18 protein-coding genes and 1 pseudogene are annotated in these 13,231 nt (G+C 57.5%); 10 read left to right on the top strand and 9 right to left on the bottom strand.

Annotated elements, in window-relative coordinates; genetic code table 11:
• Positions 1 to 182: 182 nt before the first annotated feature.
• The 7 genes from MRBLMR1_RS09430 to MRBLMR1_RS09400 all read right to left on the bottom strand — a co-directional run bounded on the left by MRBLMR1_RS09430 (position 183) and on the right by MRBLMR1_RS09400 (position 4,212).
• Positions 183 to 479 carry a hypothetical protein gene (locus MRBLMR1_RS09430; protein ID WP_500064192.1) on the bottom strand — a complete coding sequence of 99 codons (297 nt, stop codon included), beginning with the start codon at positions 477 to 479 and terminating at the stop codon, positions 183 to 185.
• Positions 480 to 688: 209 nt separating this feature from the next.
• Positions 689 to 1,288 (bottom strand): general stress protein, encoded by a 600-nt coding sequence (locus MRBLMR1_RS09425; RefSeq protein WP_183687539.1) that lies wholly within the window; start codon positions 1,286 to 1,288, stop codon positions 689 to 691.
• Between the two features lie 16 nt (positions 1,289 to 1,304).
• Complete coding sequence (locus tag MRBLMR1_RS09420) at positions 1,305 to 1,622, bottom strand: periplasmic substrate-binding domain-containing protein (protein WP_148147075.1); 318 nt, start codon at positions 1,620 to 1,622, stop codon at positions 1,305 to 1,307.
• 184 nt (positions 1,623 to 1,806) lie between these two features.
• On the bottom strand, positions 1,807 to 2,250 hold the full coding sequence (locus MRBLMR1_RS09415; protein WP_183687535.1) for a hypothetical protein: 444 nt from the start codon (positions 2,248 to 2,250) through the stop codon (positions 1,807 to 1,809).
• 13 nt (positions 2,251 to 2,263) lie between these two features.
• A complete protein-coding gene (locus MRBLMR1_RS09410; protein ID WP_500064191.1) occupies positions 2,264 to 2,656 on the bottom strand; it encodes a hypothetical protein in 393 nt (130 codons plus the stop codon).
• A 53-nt stretch (positions 2,657 to 2,709) separates the two neighbouring features.
• Entirely contained in the window at positions 2,710 to 3,204 is a 495-nt protein-coding gene (locus MRBLMR1_RS09405) for a hypothetical protein (RefSeq protein ID WP_404946612.1), read from the bottom strand.
• Between the two features lie 756 nt (positions 3,205 to 3,960).
• Positions 3,961 to 4,212 carry a YMGG-like glycine zipper-containing protein gene (locus tag MRBLMR1_RS09400; RefSeq protein WP_148147079.1) on the bottom strand — a complete coding sequence of 84 codons (252 nt, stop codon included), beginning with the start codon at positions 4,210 to 4,212 and terminating at the stop codon, positions 3,961 to 3,963.
• Between the two features lie 393 nt (positions 4,213 to 4,605).
• On the opposite strand from MRBLMR1_RS09400, the gene MRBLMR1_RS09395 reads away from it, so the two are divergent.
• Together MRBLMR1_RS09395 and MRBLMR1_RS09390 are read left to right on the top strand one after the other, a co-directional pair.
• Positions 4,606 to 4,851 (top strand): DUF982 domain-containing protein, encoded by a 246-nt coding sequence (locus MRBLMR1_RS09395; protein WP_183687529.1) that lies wholly within the window; start codon positions 4,606 to 4,608, stop codon positions 4,849 to 4,851.
• Positions 4,852 to 4,973: 122 nt separating this feature from the next.
• Positions 4,974 to 5,621, top strand: coding sequence for a BA14K family protein (locus tag MRBLMR1_RS09390; protein WP_500064190.1), 648 nt, complete (start codon positions 4,974 to 4,976; stop codon positions 5,619 to 5,621).
• A 369-nt stretch (positions 5,622 to 5,990) separates the two neighbouring features.
• On the opposite strand, the gene MRBLMR1_RS09385 is transcribed toward MRBLMR1_RS09390, so the two are convergent.
• A complete protein-coding gene (locus MRBLMR1_RS09385; protein ID WP_500064189.1) occupies positions 5,991 to 6,233 on the bottom strand; it encodes an EAL domain-containing protein in 243 nt (80 codons plus the stop codon).
• Positions 6,234 to 6,258: 25 nt separating this feature from the next.
• Between MRBLMR1_RS09385 and MRBLMR1_RS09380 the strand changes: the two are divergent.
• From MRBLMR1_RS09380 to MRBLMR1_RS09350, 7 genes and pseudogenes are all read left to right on the top strand, one after another.
• Positions 6,259 to 6,459: pseudogene (locus MRBLMR1_RS09380) on the top strand (ATP-binding cassette domain-containing protein); the annotation flags it as partial.
• Between the two features lie 13 nt (positions 6,460 to 6,472).
• Positions 6,473 to 6,913, top strand: coding sequence for a hypothetical protein (locus tag MRBLMR1_RS09375; protein ID WP_500064188.1), 441 nt, complete (start codon positions 6,473 to 6,475; stop codon positions 6,911 to 6,913).
• 70 nt (positions 6,914 to 6,983) lie between these two features.
• Complete coding sequence (locus MRBLMR1_RS09370; protein ID WP_183687520.1) at positions 6,984 to 7,532, top strand: ABC transporter permease subunit; 549 nt, start codon at positions 6,984 to 6,986, stop codon at positions 7,530 to 7,532.
• A complete protein-coding gene (locus MRBLMR1_RS09365; RefSeq protein WP_183687518.1) occupies positions 7,529 to 7,675 on the top strand; it encodes a hypothetical protein in 147 nt (48 codons plus the stop codon). The genes MRBLMR1_RS09370 and MRBLMR1_RS09365 overlap by 4 nt, the downstream gene beginning before the upstream one ends.
• Positions 7,676 to 7,687: 12 nt before the next feature.
• Positions 7,688 to 8,482, top strand: a complete 795-nt coding sequence (locus tag MRBLMR1_RS09360) for an ABC transporter ATP-binding protein (RefSeq protein WP_500064187.1) — start codon at positions 7,688 to 7,690, stop codon at positions 8,480 to 8,482.
• A 138-nt stretch (positions 8,483 to 8,620) separates the two neighbouring features.
• Positions 8,621 to 9,637, top strand: coding sequence for an NADPH-dependent curcumin/dihydrocurcumin reductase (gene curA, locus MRBLMR1_RS09355; protein ID WP_183687514.1), 1,017 nt, complete (start codon positions 8,621 to 8,623; stop codon positions 9,635 to 9,637).
• Between the two features lie 27 nt (positions 9,638 to 9,664).
• Complete coding sequence (locus MRBLMR1_RS09350) at positions 9,665 to 10,612, top strand: D-2-hydroxyacid dehydrogenase family protein (RefSeq protein ID WP_500064186.1); 948 nt, start codon at positions 9,665 to 9,667, stop codon at positions 10,610 to 10,612.
• A gap of 148 nt (positions 10,613 to 10,760) precedes the next feature.
• On the opposite strand, the gene MRBLMR1_RS09345 is transcribed toward MRBLMR1_RS09350, so the two are convergent.
• Positions 10,761 to 11,648, bottom strand: a complete 888-nt coding sequence (locus MRBLMR1_RS09345; protein ID WP_183687510.1) for a LysR family transcriptional regulator — start codon at positions 11,646 to 11,648, stop codon at positions 10,761 to 10,763.
• A gap of 192 nt (positions 11,649 to 11,840) precedes the next feature.
• On the opposite strand from MRBLMR1_RS09345, the gene MRBLMR1_RS09340 reads away from it, so the two are divergent.
• Positions 11,841 to 13,199, top strand: a complete 1,359-nt coding sequence (locus tag MRBLMR1_RS09340) for a CitMHS family transporter (protein ID WP_500064185.1) — start codon at positions 11,841 to 11,843, stop codon at positions 13,197 to 13,199.
• The last annotated feature ends 32 nt before the right edge of the window (positions 13,200 to 13,231 follow it).

Here is a 13,231-nt window from a genome sequence, read left to right as displayed (position 1 = left end):
AAAAACGCCATTCCCGCTATGAGCGATCTGCGTGAAATCATCGGATATTCCATCTCAGACTACTTCCCGCTCGCTTGTTGATGATCTTGGGCGTGGTTCTTTTCCAGTTTTTACAACGAAAGTTTTTCGCCCGCTCCAACAATGTCGTTGCTCCCCGCTTCGACAGAGTAGTACCTTGAGGATCAGTGTATGGTCGCGTTCGCGATCTCATGTTCCGGTGGGATCGCTTGAATGGTGAACTCGCAGGCAAGTTCCACGGCTTTGACCATTGAGCAGCCCTCGGCGTCTTGAGGCGCATGCTCGAAGAATTCTAAGATTTCGGTGAGCTTCTGGGCTGCGGTAGCCCAGCGTCTTTGTGCTTGAGGATCGAGCATGCAGAAGCTGCGATTAACCTCACTTTTCAGCCCCGCAAAAAGCAACTGTCTTTGCTGATAGGTGAGACAGGTAAGGGCAGTTCGCTTTGCATTTCCCAGCTGCACTTCCGTTTCTCCCCTGTAGACCATCCGCATCCTAGCAAAGGTATCGGTGTTCGATAACCGACCAAGGTCTGAGCTAAAGTAGCTGATGTGCCCGTACCGCCTACGTAGCTATTTGGTCTTCGAATATGTCGCACTACCAACGTAATACGAGATCAGATCAGCTGTCGGGCGGCGAAAGGGGCGCCTCTTCAGGCGCCCCGCTGCTGAATTCAAATACCGCCTCGGCGGTAGCGAAGCCTTTCCTGTTCAACCTGTTGGGCGTCGTAAGGGTCAAGCGTTTCGTCGAACCTTGTCCATCCCTGCTGTTCGTAGGAAGTGCGACGTTCCATTGGATCGACCCAGTTGGAGCGTTTAAGGATAGCTTCAGCTTCCGGCGCCAGAGCGTCCTCCACCTTGGCAGTTACAAGTGTGCCACCGCGACGGACGCCTTCTGCATAGAAATGCGCATCGCGTTCCGGGACGCCGGAGCTCGTCAGCCCACCGATAATACCGCCGGCGGCCCCACCAGCAACTGCGCCGGCTGCAGCACCGGCCGCCGTTGCGGCAAGCCAACCTGCTGCGACAACCGGGCCAACACCCGGGATTGCCATTAGGCCGAGACCGGTGAGCAGGCCACCCGTGCCACCGACGACCGCGCCGATCCCGGCGCCGGTTCCTGCTCCTTCTGCGGCGTTGGAGTCGCCATGCCGCCGATCCGCATTGTTTGAAACAATGCTGATATCGTTGGACCGCACGCCCGCGGTTTCGAGCTCGCCAACCGCGGCGCTGGCATCGGCATAATCGTCAAAAAGTCCGGTAACAGTTCTCATCGGTAATCTCCCTTCGCTACTTGGCGACGACATTGCCCTGGTAGTCGAGTGCGATTGAAACGCTCTTGCCGTCTTTCATGCCAGCGGCATTCCAGATGCCCTTGTCATCCTTTTTAAGATCCTTGACGCCGGTGTAGCCGGCTTCTTCGATCCGTTCCTTGGCTTGGTCTTCTGTAAAGCTGTTGGCGCCTTCTACAGGAGCTGTCGGGTTCTTGGTGTCGGGCGTAGCGACAGCAGGTGTGTTCCCCTCGCTATTGGCTGCAGGCGCGGTCTGCGAGAATGCTGACAAAGCTGAAACGGAGACAAAGGCGGCGGTCAGAATAAGTCTATGCATGGTTTCCTCCTAGCTCGGATCTTCGTCGCGAGATCCGCTGGGTTATAATCCCTTGATGTTTACGATCGTTCCAGCATCGGACTTAAGGCCGACGCGGTAGGAAAGCCGCGGCCACGAAGCCGCTAAGTGCGTCTGGTGCTTGGCGGGTGACCGGTCTGCGCCCATACGACCGACTAGTGGCGTCTCACGGTTGCGGTAGCACAACGTTACTGTCTGTGGTGCTCTTTACCGGCTTTTCGCCTGGCACATGGGACATGCTGCGTGTCCTGCTCTGAAGTTCATCACCCTTCACGCGAGTCTTTGTCTGCGACTTGCTAAAGGTGCCCTTATCCATCGCCTGCGCTCTGGATTGCGCGCGCAACTGTTTCGGGTTTTCGTTCACCTTCGTCTGGCTTTTCGACTTGCCGTCGGCGGCGGCAGCACTCGAGCCTGAACCGATCGAGGCTGTCGTACCACTGTCTGTCTGGCAGGCACCCGCTGTGCCAACTGTGCTGGCGGAGGTTCCGCCTGCGGCGGCGCTGCCAGCAGAACCCACAGTGCCCGCGGCACTACAATCTTGTGCGAGTACCGGCGTGGAGAACACCGAGGCGAGAAGGGCAATACCTCCCATCGTGATCATTTTAGGCATAATGATTTCTCCTCTATTTCGTAGGTTTCGTGACGTCGCAGGTCCCGTCGGAGCGGCGAGTGATGATGGTTCCGTCCGGACGGGTGACGCTCGCTGTCGAAAAAGACTGCGTACCAGCCGTGCCGGTCGTAATCGACGAACCCGCGCTTGAGGATGTCGAGCCATTGCGTGACTGTACTGTTTTCGTCGTGCCGCCGATCGTCGTCGAAGACGACACACCACCGCCACCAGCGGTAACTGACGTCGATGACCCATTTCCCGCCGAGCTGCCGCTTTCAATGACGCTACACGTAGTACCGTCGTTGAGCTTGATGGTTTCGTTGGCCAAAGCCGCACCGGCGATGATTATCGCGAAAATCAGCGGCAGGGCGAAGGCGCTCTTATGTGAGAATGATGCCGAGGTCATACCCGGTCCTCCTGAGAGAGGACGGAAGCCCTATGGCTTCCGCCCATTGATGATTAGCAGGAACTGCCGTCCTTTTTAGCTTGGCCAGGAGGGCATCCTTTTTTGCTTTTGCCATGATCGTCGCCAGCTGCCCCGGCCGAACTCCCGCCTGTACCGACCGAGCTTGAGGACTGGCCGCCGCCAGCCGAGGTGCCACCGGTTCCGAGCGTGGACGCCGAACCAGAACCACTACCTGATCCCGCAGCCGAACCACCGGTTCCGACAGAACTGCTCGACTGCCCGTCACCGGCAGACGTGCCACCGGTACCAAGCGTCGAAGCGGAGCCCGAACCGCTGCCGGAGCCTGCGGCCGAACCGCCGGTGCCCACGGAGCTGCTGGAGGTGCCGCCGCCGGCAGAGCTACCGCCGGTGCCAACGGAGCTGCTGGATGTTCCGCCACCCGCTGCAGTGCCCCCGGTACCGACCGTGCTGCTGGTCTGGGCATAAGCCGACAGGGCTGTGCCTGTGAGAAGTGCTGCGGCCAACGCCGCACGTACTGCGATATTCATGCTCATCTCCTTGGTTTTCCTCCAGCTTCTGACGCACATCGCGTTCTCGAAGCTATATGGGAAACAGTAGATAGAGACTGTTGTTCCTACTGCGGGCCGTCAGTCGGACTGAAGGTGAGACCTTGGGCCCAGCTGTACTAACCAATGTCCGAACGAGATCATGCTCCTGAAAATGGTGTAATTGGGAGTTCGACGGAGCCGTACTCTCAAGCATCGAATCAATGAATTTTGCCAATGTTAGATTCCGGCACCACGAGTCCTCCGGACGCCCAGGAAGTTCTGCAACGCGACGAATACCAACCGGAAGCTTTTTATCAGGTGGTGGGCCAGCTAGGGTCCTTTGGAGGATTCCGGAAACGCGGATCCGCTATCCTTTTAAGGTCGCCGGCCTGTGATAGCCCTGACCCTGGGGATCTTGGTATTTGATTAAGCGAGAGCGATCGGCTCGATGCTAGCGCAAAAGCGAGATTTGAGCCCGGAATAAGGGAGACGAGTGACGGACTATATTCGGCGCTATAGCCACCTGTTCTCCCCGGAAAATATGACGGATGGGAGAAGTCACCGCGAGGTCGTCAACGAACCCGATCTCAGTCTGCACTCGCATCGCAAGTTTGCAGAGGTTCGTGGGATGTTTATATAGGTCCTCTGCAATCAGTGATCCACACCCTTGGTGATTGCTCGACGGCGAGGTTTGTATCTTGTCGGGGATACAGGCATGTGAAACATCCGCCTCAAATGCCCTAGATTGCGTACTAGTTAGCAGCGGTCGACATATCGGCGTCCGTATTGGTCGCGGTAGTAGCAGCGGCCAGGCTGCTCTGCGACCCTGCCGATCAAAGCGCCCGAGACACCGCCAATTGCGGCGCCGACGGCTGCGCCGCGGACGTTGCCGGTGGCGACGCCGCCGATGACAGCACCGGTTGCCGCTCCAACCCCCGCCCCTTGTTCGGTTGCCGTGCAGGCGGCGAGAGATGCCGCCATAAGGCTGATGATTACGATGCGTTTCATGGATATCCTCCCTGTTGAATCCACCACGCCTGTCCCAATCCTCGATTGGGAGGCAGTGCCGATGCCCTTGGAAATATGTTGCGGCGACGCTCAAAGTCCATTCCCGCTGGACCTTTGGCCCCAAAGCTCAACCAACGAGCTGCACGGGGTGGCAAATGTCCCGGGATGAATCGAAGCAATTCCAACGCGGGCTTTTAGGCAAAATGAGAGAAAAGCTAGATTTTTCAACAAAGCGACCGAACTTGTTGAAACCTATCCTTCGCCTTCCAACCGGAACCTCGTAGATCGCTCCTGTGGCATAGCAGCGTGACGGTGGGACTGAAGTCTTAGTCTGGAACGAGCCGTGAGCGTTTTACGTTCGAGGGAAGGGAGGTTGGGACCAGGAGCAACGTTATGCAGAACGACCTATGGGAAGCCACTTATGAGATCAGCCTCGATTGTGGCGACCACTTTAAACGCGTTGGCAATAGCCGTGAAGCTTTGGAAGTCTTGATGACCTGCTGGCCCCGACCCGCCGGAAAGAATTTCAAGGTCGCAAAAAAAGCTTGCCTGGGTGCGCTTAAGGGCAACGTCAGCTCTGTGGTCGCGGCCCAAGCTTTTCTGAGTGCGGCGAAAGAAGTTGGGCTGCTGAGACCTTGAGCGACCATGCCAGAAACATGATGAAGCACCGATGCAGGGCCAGCCGATATCGGACTTTTGACCTAGGAACAAACCCGTCTCTATCGACATTTTGGATAGCGAATTCATAAGGTTGATGTCCTATGCGCGAACTACTAACAGGTCTCTTTCTAGCTTCTTGTCTCCTGCCGATTGCAGCGGCTGGGATGCGGGTGTCATCCTACTTGGCGGTACCTTTTGCGCCGCATCGATTTGCTGATATTTATGGCGAGCCACTGTGGTCGCCCGAGGTACGGCGGGTGGATTCCAGCTTGCAGGCTTACGAGAGGCTTCCCGCTGTGTTGCCCGAGAATACGCTCGTGGCCGAAGCGAAGTCCGAGCAGCGCGTGAATGTGCCGCTAAGCCCCACGAACAAACCCGATGTGACCGGGGCCCAGGTTGCTTTCCTGTCCGAAACGCTATCCGCCAAGGCGCAGGAGTGGTGTGGTGCTCGGTACCGCTCATATAATGCTGCCGACAACACGTACCAGCCATATGGGGGCGGGCCGCGGCGCGCCTGTGCCGCTCCGATCGAAGCGGCCTCCGTCCCCGTTCAGCAGGTCGCCGACGGCGGTGCGAGTGAGCCAGACGTCAACAAGCGGTGGTGCATGGAGCGATACACCTCATATCGGATAGAGGACAACACGTACCAGCCTTTTTCGGGTGGTAGGAAGGTGTGCTCCGGGCCGATATCGGAGTCGGCAAAGAATTCGATCAGGAGTGCTACGGACACTACTGTTGCCCAGTTCTAAAGTCTCCTCGCTGGAACCGGGGATACAGGACCTCGGGGCATCACGACGCGAGTTACCCTCAACCGGGAATTCGTCAAATGCGCACAAAAACGCTCGTGCCATACCCGTACGGGAGGCCGATGGCGAGCAGCCAGGCGATGGGTTCCGTTCGACGTATTTGCGTGAGATGCCCGCAGCGAAAGTTCAAAGACGAAGTTCAACTTTGATGGCTTGTTCTTCCTGTTTGATGCCAATCACATGACGGCCCGTGCTTCGCCGACGAAGCATGGTACCGAACTCGCAACCCTGACGCGTTCTACGAGCAGATGTCCTGAGCCGGCAGGGCTCTACCCGATGACAAGATCACAGAGGGCGGAACAATCAATTCGATTAGAAGCAAGTTGATTTAAGTGCCATCTGGGCGCCAGACGTTACGGCGAATACATAGGCAATAGCCGCCTCTCTTGGCAGAGGCCGAGACATGAGGAACCCTTGTATATCGTCGCAGCCCAGACTTTCCAGCGCTTCACGCTGTTCGGTCGTTTCAACGCCTTCCGCCGTGATTTTCAGCCCCTTTGCGCGCGCCATGTCAATCATCGCAACCACAAGCGCGCGGCTGTCGCTTCGATGCATGTCGTCGATGAAAGACTTGTCGATCCTCTCCGCCGGACAGCGCCAGCGCGTCGGATTGGCCCGGGCATTATTCGGAAATCCTTTCCTCGTTGTTCTCGATGAGCCGAATGCGAGCCTCGATGCCGAGGGAGAGAATGCCCTGACCAATGCCATCACGACCATGCGGCAGAAAGGATCGATTGTTGTAGTTATCGCGCATCGTCCCAATGCGCTCGCGGCTGTCGACCAACAGAGGTGACGTGGATGCCGTGATTTCGATCGAGCCTGTCTCGACGCAGTTGATTGCGCAGGGGCATCGCGAGATCGCGCGGGTAGCGGATCAGTGGCGAGATGCGACCGGCGACAGCGCCACGCTTTCGCTTGTCGGTGTATCCGCGACCGCCAGGTGGGTCGACGAAAACCAAGAGCCAGCTCGGCGCGTTGCGCAGATGACGCTCGGGGTAAACAAGCGGTTTGTTTCAGAACCGTCGCTCATCCGAGATCCTGCAATACAGGCTGGGATGGGTCTGAAGAACTCATCCGTGGAGCTTCTCACGCTTCTCGAAGAGCGTCTTCCGAGGGTCTATGCAACGGAATGGAATGAGGCTGTTATCAATGACTTCAATCGACAGCTCGAAGTCGCGATCGATCTCAAGATCGTCGAGAGCCGGCCGAACTACAGCTACACTCGGGTTCTCTAGCCATTCCGTCCTTGGGGCGTTGGGGCTGCCCATCACTTTCCTTGCTCTGCTGACGCTGGGCTGGGAAGTGATGGCGCGGCGCCTGGCCAATCCATTGGTCCCGGATGTGGCAGAGGTGGCGACGGAACTGGTCGCCATCTTCGCCAGCGGCATTTTTTTCAGCCACATGGCGATCACGCTTGGAAGGGTGGCGCTCGGATTTCTGGTTGCGTTTGTCGTGTCGCTTATCCTTGGCATCTGCATGGGGCGCAATCGATACGCCCGACAGTTCTTCGAGCCAGCGATCCTGATCGGGCTTACCGTGCCCGGCCTGGTATGGGCGCTTTTCTGCGTCATCTGGTTTGGCATTTCGCTGACGACATCCACTCTCGCAGTGGCGCTGAGCCTTTCTCCGCCCCTGACATTGAGCATCGCGCAGGGCATAAAGACAGTGAATGCCGATCTCCAGGAGATAACCGCGGTCTACCGCCTTTCCATCTGGTCCCGGCTACGGTTCCTTTTCCTTCCCACGCTCACGCCATTCCTTTTGAACGGAATTCGCATCGGCCTGTCATGGGCTGGAAGGTTATCGTACTCGTCGAGATTTTCGGTCTGTCGAGTGGTGTCGGCTACCGCTTGAATACCGAATACAGCGCCATGAATGTGGCCGGTGTCCTTGCATGGACGATCGGTTTCGCAGGGGTCATGGCACTACTCGAATACGGGGTGATCGGAGGCATCGAACGATATGTGACCCGCTGGCGGTGGGTGGCGACGGTTTAAGGAGCGCTTGCGATGGATCAGATCACTAACCGTGCAATAATTCCTCCTATTGATCTGAAGGACGGAGGTCTGACCGTGGAGGGCGTCTCCAAGTCCTATGAGGCCAAAGGAGACACTACGGAAGTTCTGCGGGATATCTCGTTCAATGTGGGTGAGGGGGAAATCCTTGGCATCGTTGGCAGGAGCGGGTGCGGCAAGTCCACATTGCTCAAGCTGATCGCTGGACTGGATCGTGGTTTCGACGGACGCATCACGCTGGATGGCCGGGAGGTTATTGGCCCGGGACTCGAACGAGGGGTGGTATTTCAGGAACCGCGCCTTTTCCCTTGGCTGACGGTCGAACAAAACGTTGCGATCTCCATCCATGAAACCCGAATGCCCTCAGGTGAAAAGCAGGAACTCGTCGCGAGCAATCTTGCCTTGGTTGGACTGGCTGGGTTCGAGACGAAGTTTCCCCACCAGATCTCTGGTGGCATGGCCCAACGTGCGGCTCTGGCCCGCGCTTTGACCTCACGACCATCACTACTTCTGCTTGATGAACCCTTTGCTGCCCTGGACGCTCTGACGAAGATGCAGTTGCAGGATGAGGTCATCCGGATCTGGCAAAGCCGGAAGATGTCGATCGTCCTGATCACACACGACATCGACGAGGCGATCCATCTCTGCGACCGCGTCATCGTGATGTCCCCACGTCCTGGAGAAATCAAGTCCGTCACCTCCGTGGAAATTGCGCGGCCCAGGCCACGAGTGGGCATAGCCGCTGACGCAATCCGATCGCGTCTGATGTCGGATCTCGGGCTTTTCTAATCAAACCGAACGTCGCAGTCGCAGTGCTCTGCTGTTCGCAATCCGCATCATCTCTCAGTCAGTATCTGTCTGTTCGCCTTGGAAATCACTCGATTTTCCCTAGATCAGACATTCGCATGAAACATCAAGGAGTAGCTCATGACGTCAGCTCGCCACATCGTCCTAGCAAGCAGGCCGACCGGTCAGCCAGGACAGGATAACTTTCGTCTGGAGGAGTTCGATCTTCCAGAGGCTAACGAAGGCGACGTCACTGTCAGATCACTTTATCTCTCCCTCGATCCCTACATGCGCGGCCGCATGAGCGATGCCAAGTCGTATGCAGCGCCGGTTCCCGTCGGTGGCGTGATGGAAGGGGAGGCGATTTCCGAAGTGGTCAAATCGCGACACAATGACTTTGCGCCTGGCGATTTAGTCCGTGGTCGTACCGGGTGGAGCAGCGGTGCCGTGATCAACGGCGATCAGCTTCGGCGCGTCGAGACCCATGGTGCGCCGATTACGACGTCGCTCGGTTCGCTTGGCATGCCTGGCTTCACGGCCTGGAGCGGATTGAAATTCATCGGAAAGCCCAGGCAGGGAGAGATGGTTGCAGTTGCAGCCGCTTCCGGACCCGTCGGATCGATGGTCGGTCAGCTTGCAAGACTTGCGGGAGCCCGAGCCATCGGCATCGCCGGCGGTCCTGAGAAATGCGCTTTCGTGAAGGACGAACTTGGCTTCGATGCTGTGGTCGATCACCGCTCGGACAGCTTCGCTTCGGATCTGCAGGCTGCTTGTCCCGACGGTATCGACGTTTATTTCGAAAACGTTGGCGGGCACGTCTGGAATGGCGTCTTGCCGCTTCTCAACCAGTTTGCCCGCGTTCCGGTCTGCGGTCTCGTCGCTCACTACAATGGGTCAGGTTCCGCCGATACCGACCAGCTGCCGGCGACCATGTCGACGATCCTTAGACGGAGCCTCCTTGTTCGTGGCTTCATTCAGACCGAGTTCGCAGCTGATCATTTTGACGAGTTTTTGAATGAAGTCGGCCCACAGGTGGCTTCAGGCAAAATCAGGTACCGGGAGGACATTGTCGACGGTCTCGAGAATGCGCCAGAAGCCTTCATCGGCATGCTGTCCGGGGGGAATTTCGGCAAGTTGATCGTCAAGATCGCCGAGTAAACTGATCGGAAAAGCCGAGAGGACTGAATGACAAAGATCGCGATTTTGGACGATTACCAGAACGTTGCCATGCAGACTGCGGACTGGTCTGCCGTCCAGGCACGAGCGGATGTCATTGTCTTTAATGATCACGTGGCGGATGCGGAGGCACTTGTCGCCCGGCTGGAGCCGTTCGACGCAATCTGCGTGATGCGCGAGCGAACCCCACTGCCGCGATCAGTGCTTGAGCGCTTGCCCAGCCTTCGCTTTATAGCATCCACAGGCGCCCGGAATGCGTCGATCGATCTTGAGGCCGCTCGCGATTTCAATATCACGGTGTCGAGCACCGGAGCCAATGGCAGCGGCGCGCCTGAGCTGAGCTGGGCGCTAATCCTGGCTGCCGCAAGGCAGATCCCTGCCGAGGTGGAGTCTCTTCAGTCCGGAGGATGGCAGACGACAGTCGGTCGTGACCTCAATGGCAGCACGCTTGGCATTATTGGTCTTGGCCGGATCGGATCGCAGATTGCGCGCGTCGGGACGGCGTTCGGCATGAACGTCATTGCATGGAGCCAGAACCTGACGGAAGAAACGGCCCGAGCCGCAGGTGTCACCCGTGTAAACAAGGAGGAGCTGCTTCGGAGGTCAGATTGGGTCACCCTCCATCTCGTCCTCTCCGATCGCTCGCGAGGTGTGGTCGGTCGTGACGAACTCGCTCTGATGAAGCGGACGGCTTGGCTCGTGAACACGTCGCGTGGCCCGCTCGTCGATGAGGATGCACTCGTTGCAGCTCTCACCGACAACAAGATTGCGGGTGCCACCATCGATGTGTTCGACCACGAACCTGTTCAACGTGGGCACCGCCTGATATCGCTTCCCAATGTGATTGCGACACCCCATATCGGTTTTGTCACCGAGCGATCGTTCCGGATTTTCTATCGAGAGACTGTCGAGAACATACTGGCGTGGCTCGACGGTGCTCCGATCAGATCCCTTTAGGACGATCAAGCCGCTGAATATGAGAATCGGCGATTTTCCTGAAGCCCATGCATCACAATAATGGGTCACCGGTTCGAACCCATTCAAGACCCGGGATGAATAGGTCGCTAAACCACCTAAACCCACTGCAAGCACATACTTTAATATCCTATAGATCGCGTGCTTCCTGCTGCAGCAACGTCACGAAATATCGGACCGCAGGCGATACAAAGCTGCGTGCGCGATGGCTGATGACGAACTGTCGATGCATCGTGGTCTGCTCGTTCACCAGTTCCACGAGCGGGCGCCGGGCTGTCAGGTTTCGCCGTGACATGAAGCTCAGCAAGTCTGTTTCCGCAAGGATATAGGGGGCGGGTACCAGCGGTGCAGCGGTCACCGTTGGCTGAGGGGCTGGCAGACCCTTATCGGCAAATACCTTTTCGAGCCATTGGCGGATAGAAACTGTCGGTGTCGGCAAAACCCAGCCGAACTGTAGCAGTTCGGAAAGTGTCGATGTTCGTCCGGCCAGAGGATGCCCTTCGCGGGCAACAACAACCACCGTGTCCGACAGAAGCGGCGCCGATACGATCAGCCCGTCGGAGATTTCCTTGCGGTCCGGCACGATGATGACGTCGATCGCGCCTGCCCGCAGAGCATCTTCCAATGCGTCGTCCATGCCGACACGGATCAGAACCTTGAGGTCCGGCGCCCGTTCCTGCATTGCGCGACAGACCGACGGCAGGAAAAACGAAGCGATCGAGCCAGAGCAGCCTATGCGCACGGTGCCGGCAATCCCGCTGCTGTAAGACGACACCTCACGACGTATGTCGAGCAAATCCTGTTCAAGCAACTGATACCGTTCGCGCAACAGGTGCCCGGCCTCCGTCAGGGCAATGCCGCGTCCGGCGCGCTCGAATAGATGCACATCGTAAATCGCTTCCAGCCGCTGGATGCATTTCGACAAGGCGGGCTGCGAAATATGCAGTTCTTCCGCCGCCTTACCCAGATGACCGTGTTCCGAAACCTTGAGGAAATAGCGGATGTCGCGGATGTCCATCGATAACTCACGGTTATGAGATGTTGAATATTTGCAAATAGACTTAGCAAAACGCAACGTCAATATTCCTTTCGCCGGAGGAAGAACACCTGCCGGAAAATGATTCAAAATCGGGAGTTATGGATCACCGGGAGGAACCGCAGCTGATCCATAGTCTGGAAGATGGCGACGGAGAGTCGCTGGGAGGAAACTTTGATCGCCAGTTTTGGCTATCTGATGATAGCAACATTCCTGCTTCTCGTGATCAGGAAACATATTTCTGTATTCGCAGGCCTCGTTGCCGTTTCCATCGTGTTCGGCGGTGCCGCAGCGCTTTGGAACGTCGGGTCGATAGAGCCGATCTTTGGCTGGTTCCGTGATGGCCTGTTCTATACCGTCAACCAGGCAGGCAAGGTCAGCCTCGGCACGATCAACCCGACGATCATGATCCTGTTCGCGATCATGTATTTCTCGATCATGATGAATGTCGGGCTTTTCGATCCGCTCTGCACCTTCCTCATTCGACGCGCCAAGGGCGATCCGCTCAAGGTGCTGATGGTTACGGTTTTCGTCACCTCGGTCGTCACGCTGGACGGCGACGGCACCACGACCATTCTCATCATCACCAGCGCCTTCGTGCCGCTCTATCGCCGCATGAACATGAAGCTCTCCAATCTGGCGATGCTGATCATCCTGCCGACCGGGCTTGGCAACTGCCTGCCATGGGGGGGGCCGCTGGTGCGCGCCGCGGCCGTTCTGAAGGTCGAGGTCAACGAACTCTTCATCCAGATCCTGCCCATTCTGGCGGTGTCGCTGATCTATATTTTCGTGCTTGCCTATTTCATGGGGAAGAAGGAGCGCAAACGTCTCGGTTACGATCCGAAGTCGTCCGAGCAGCTCGATCCGGCCCAGATCGAAGAGATGGTCAATGTCATTCTCGACAATGACAAGGAACTGAAGCGTCCGCGCCTTTTCCTCTTCAATCTGGCGCTGACCGTCGCAACCCTGGTTGCCGTACTGATGGGCTGGGTCAGCGGTGCGCTTGCCTTCACGATCGCCACGGCCATTGCGCTGGCGGCCAACTATTCCGCTGCCGAACAACGCGAACGCATCACGGCAAATGGTGGTGATGCAATCGCCGTCACCTCGATCATCATCGCGGCGGGCTTCTTCCTCGGCGTGCTCAACGGTAGCGGCATGTCGAATGCCATCGCCGAGACGCTCACCTACCTCATCCCGGAATCGCTGGGCGGCCATATCGGTCTGATCTTCGCCTTTGTCGGTGCGATCGCCTGCTACGCGCTGCCTATCGACGCCTATTATTTCGGGATCCTGCCGGTGATCGCACCGATCGGAGCGAAATACGGCCTGACACCACACGAGATCGGCATGGCCTCCTTCATGGGGCAGGCGATCCGCTACGGCTCTCCGACCGTCGCATGGCTGTTCCTACTGATGGACCGCACGGAGATGTCTTTCGCCGAGTACCAGAAGGAATTCTTCAAATACTCCATCCCGATGTTCTTCATCTTCCTTGTCGTCGCCATTTTGACCGGCGTGCTCCCGATCTGATCGGGGGCGTTCAAATCACAAAAGGACAAAAC

This window comes from Neorhizobium sp. LMR1-1-1.1 (genome assembly GCF_040675795.1).
GTDB lineage: Bacteria > Pseudomonadota > Alphaproteobacteria > Rhizobiales > Rhizobiaceae > Neorhizobium > Neorhizobium cellulosilyticum.
This window is presented reverse-complemented; position numbering and strand designations above follow the sequence as displayed.

Bases quoted from the DNA above. Each gene is read 5' to 3' on its own strand.
- MRBLMR1_RS09345 (WP_183687510.1), bottom strand. From the start codon at position 11,648: ATGGACATCCGCGACATCCGCTATTTCCTCAAGGTTTCGGAACACGGT.
- MRBLMR1_RS09425 (WP_183687539.1), bottom strand. From the start codon at position 1,288: ATGAGAACTGTTACCGGACTTTTTGACGATTATGCCGATGCCAGCGCC.
- MRBLMR1_RS09405 (WP_404946612.1), bottom strand. From the start codon at position 3,204: ATGAATATCGCAGTACGTGCGGCGTTGGCCGCAGCACTTCTCACAGGC.
- MRBLMR1_RS09350 (WP_500064186.1), top strand. From the start codon at position 9,665: ATGACAAAGATCGCGATTTTGGACGATTACCAGAACGTTGCCATGCAG.
- curA (WP_183687514.1), top strand. From the start codon at position 8,621: ATGACGTCAGCTCGCCACATCGTCCTAGCAAGCAGGCCGACCGGTCAG.
- MRBLMR1_RS09410 (WP_500064191.1), bottom strand. From the start codon at position 2,656: ATGACCTCGGCATCATTCTCACATAAGAGCGCCTTCGCCCTGCCGCTG.
- MRBLMR1_RS09395 (WP_183687529.1), top strand. From the start codon at position 4,606: ATGCAGAACGACCTATGGGAAGCCACTTATGAGATCAGCCTCGATTGT.
- MRBLMR1_RS09370 (WP_183687520.1), top strand. From the start codon at position 6,984: ATGGCGCGGCGCCTGGCCAATCCATTGGTCCCGGATGTGGCAGAGGTG.
- MRBLMR1_RS09390 (WP_500064190.1), top strand. From the start codon at position 4,974: ATGCGCGAACTACTAACAGGTCTCTTTCTAGCTTCTTGTCTCCTGCCG.
- MRBLMR1_RS09385 (WP_500064189.1), bottom strand. From the start codon at position 6,233: ATGCATCGAAGCGACAGCCGCGCGCTTGTGGTTGCGATGATTGACATG.
- MRBLMR1_RS09400 (WP_148147079.1), bottom strand. From the start codon at position 4,212: ATGAAACGCATCGTAATCATCAGCCTTATGGCGGCATCTCTCGCCGCC.
- MRBLMR1_RS09420 (WP_148147075.1), bottom strand. From the start codon at position 1,622: ATGCATAGACTTATTCTGACCGCCGCCTTTGTCTCCGTTTCAGCTTTG.
- MRBLMR1_RS09360 (WP_500064187.1), top strand. From the start codon at position 7,688: ATGGATCAGATCACTAACCGTGCAATAATTCCTCCTATTGATCTGAAG.
- MRBLMR1_RS09415 (WP_183687535.1), bottom strand. From the start codon at position 2,250: ATGCCTAAAATGATCACGATGGGAGGTATTGCCCTTCTCGCCTCGGTG.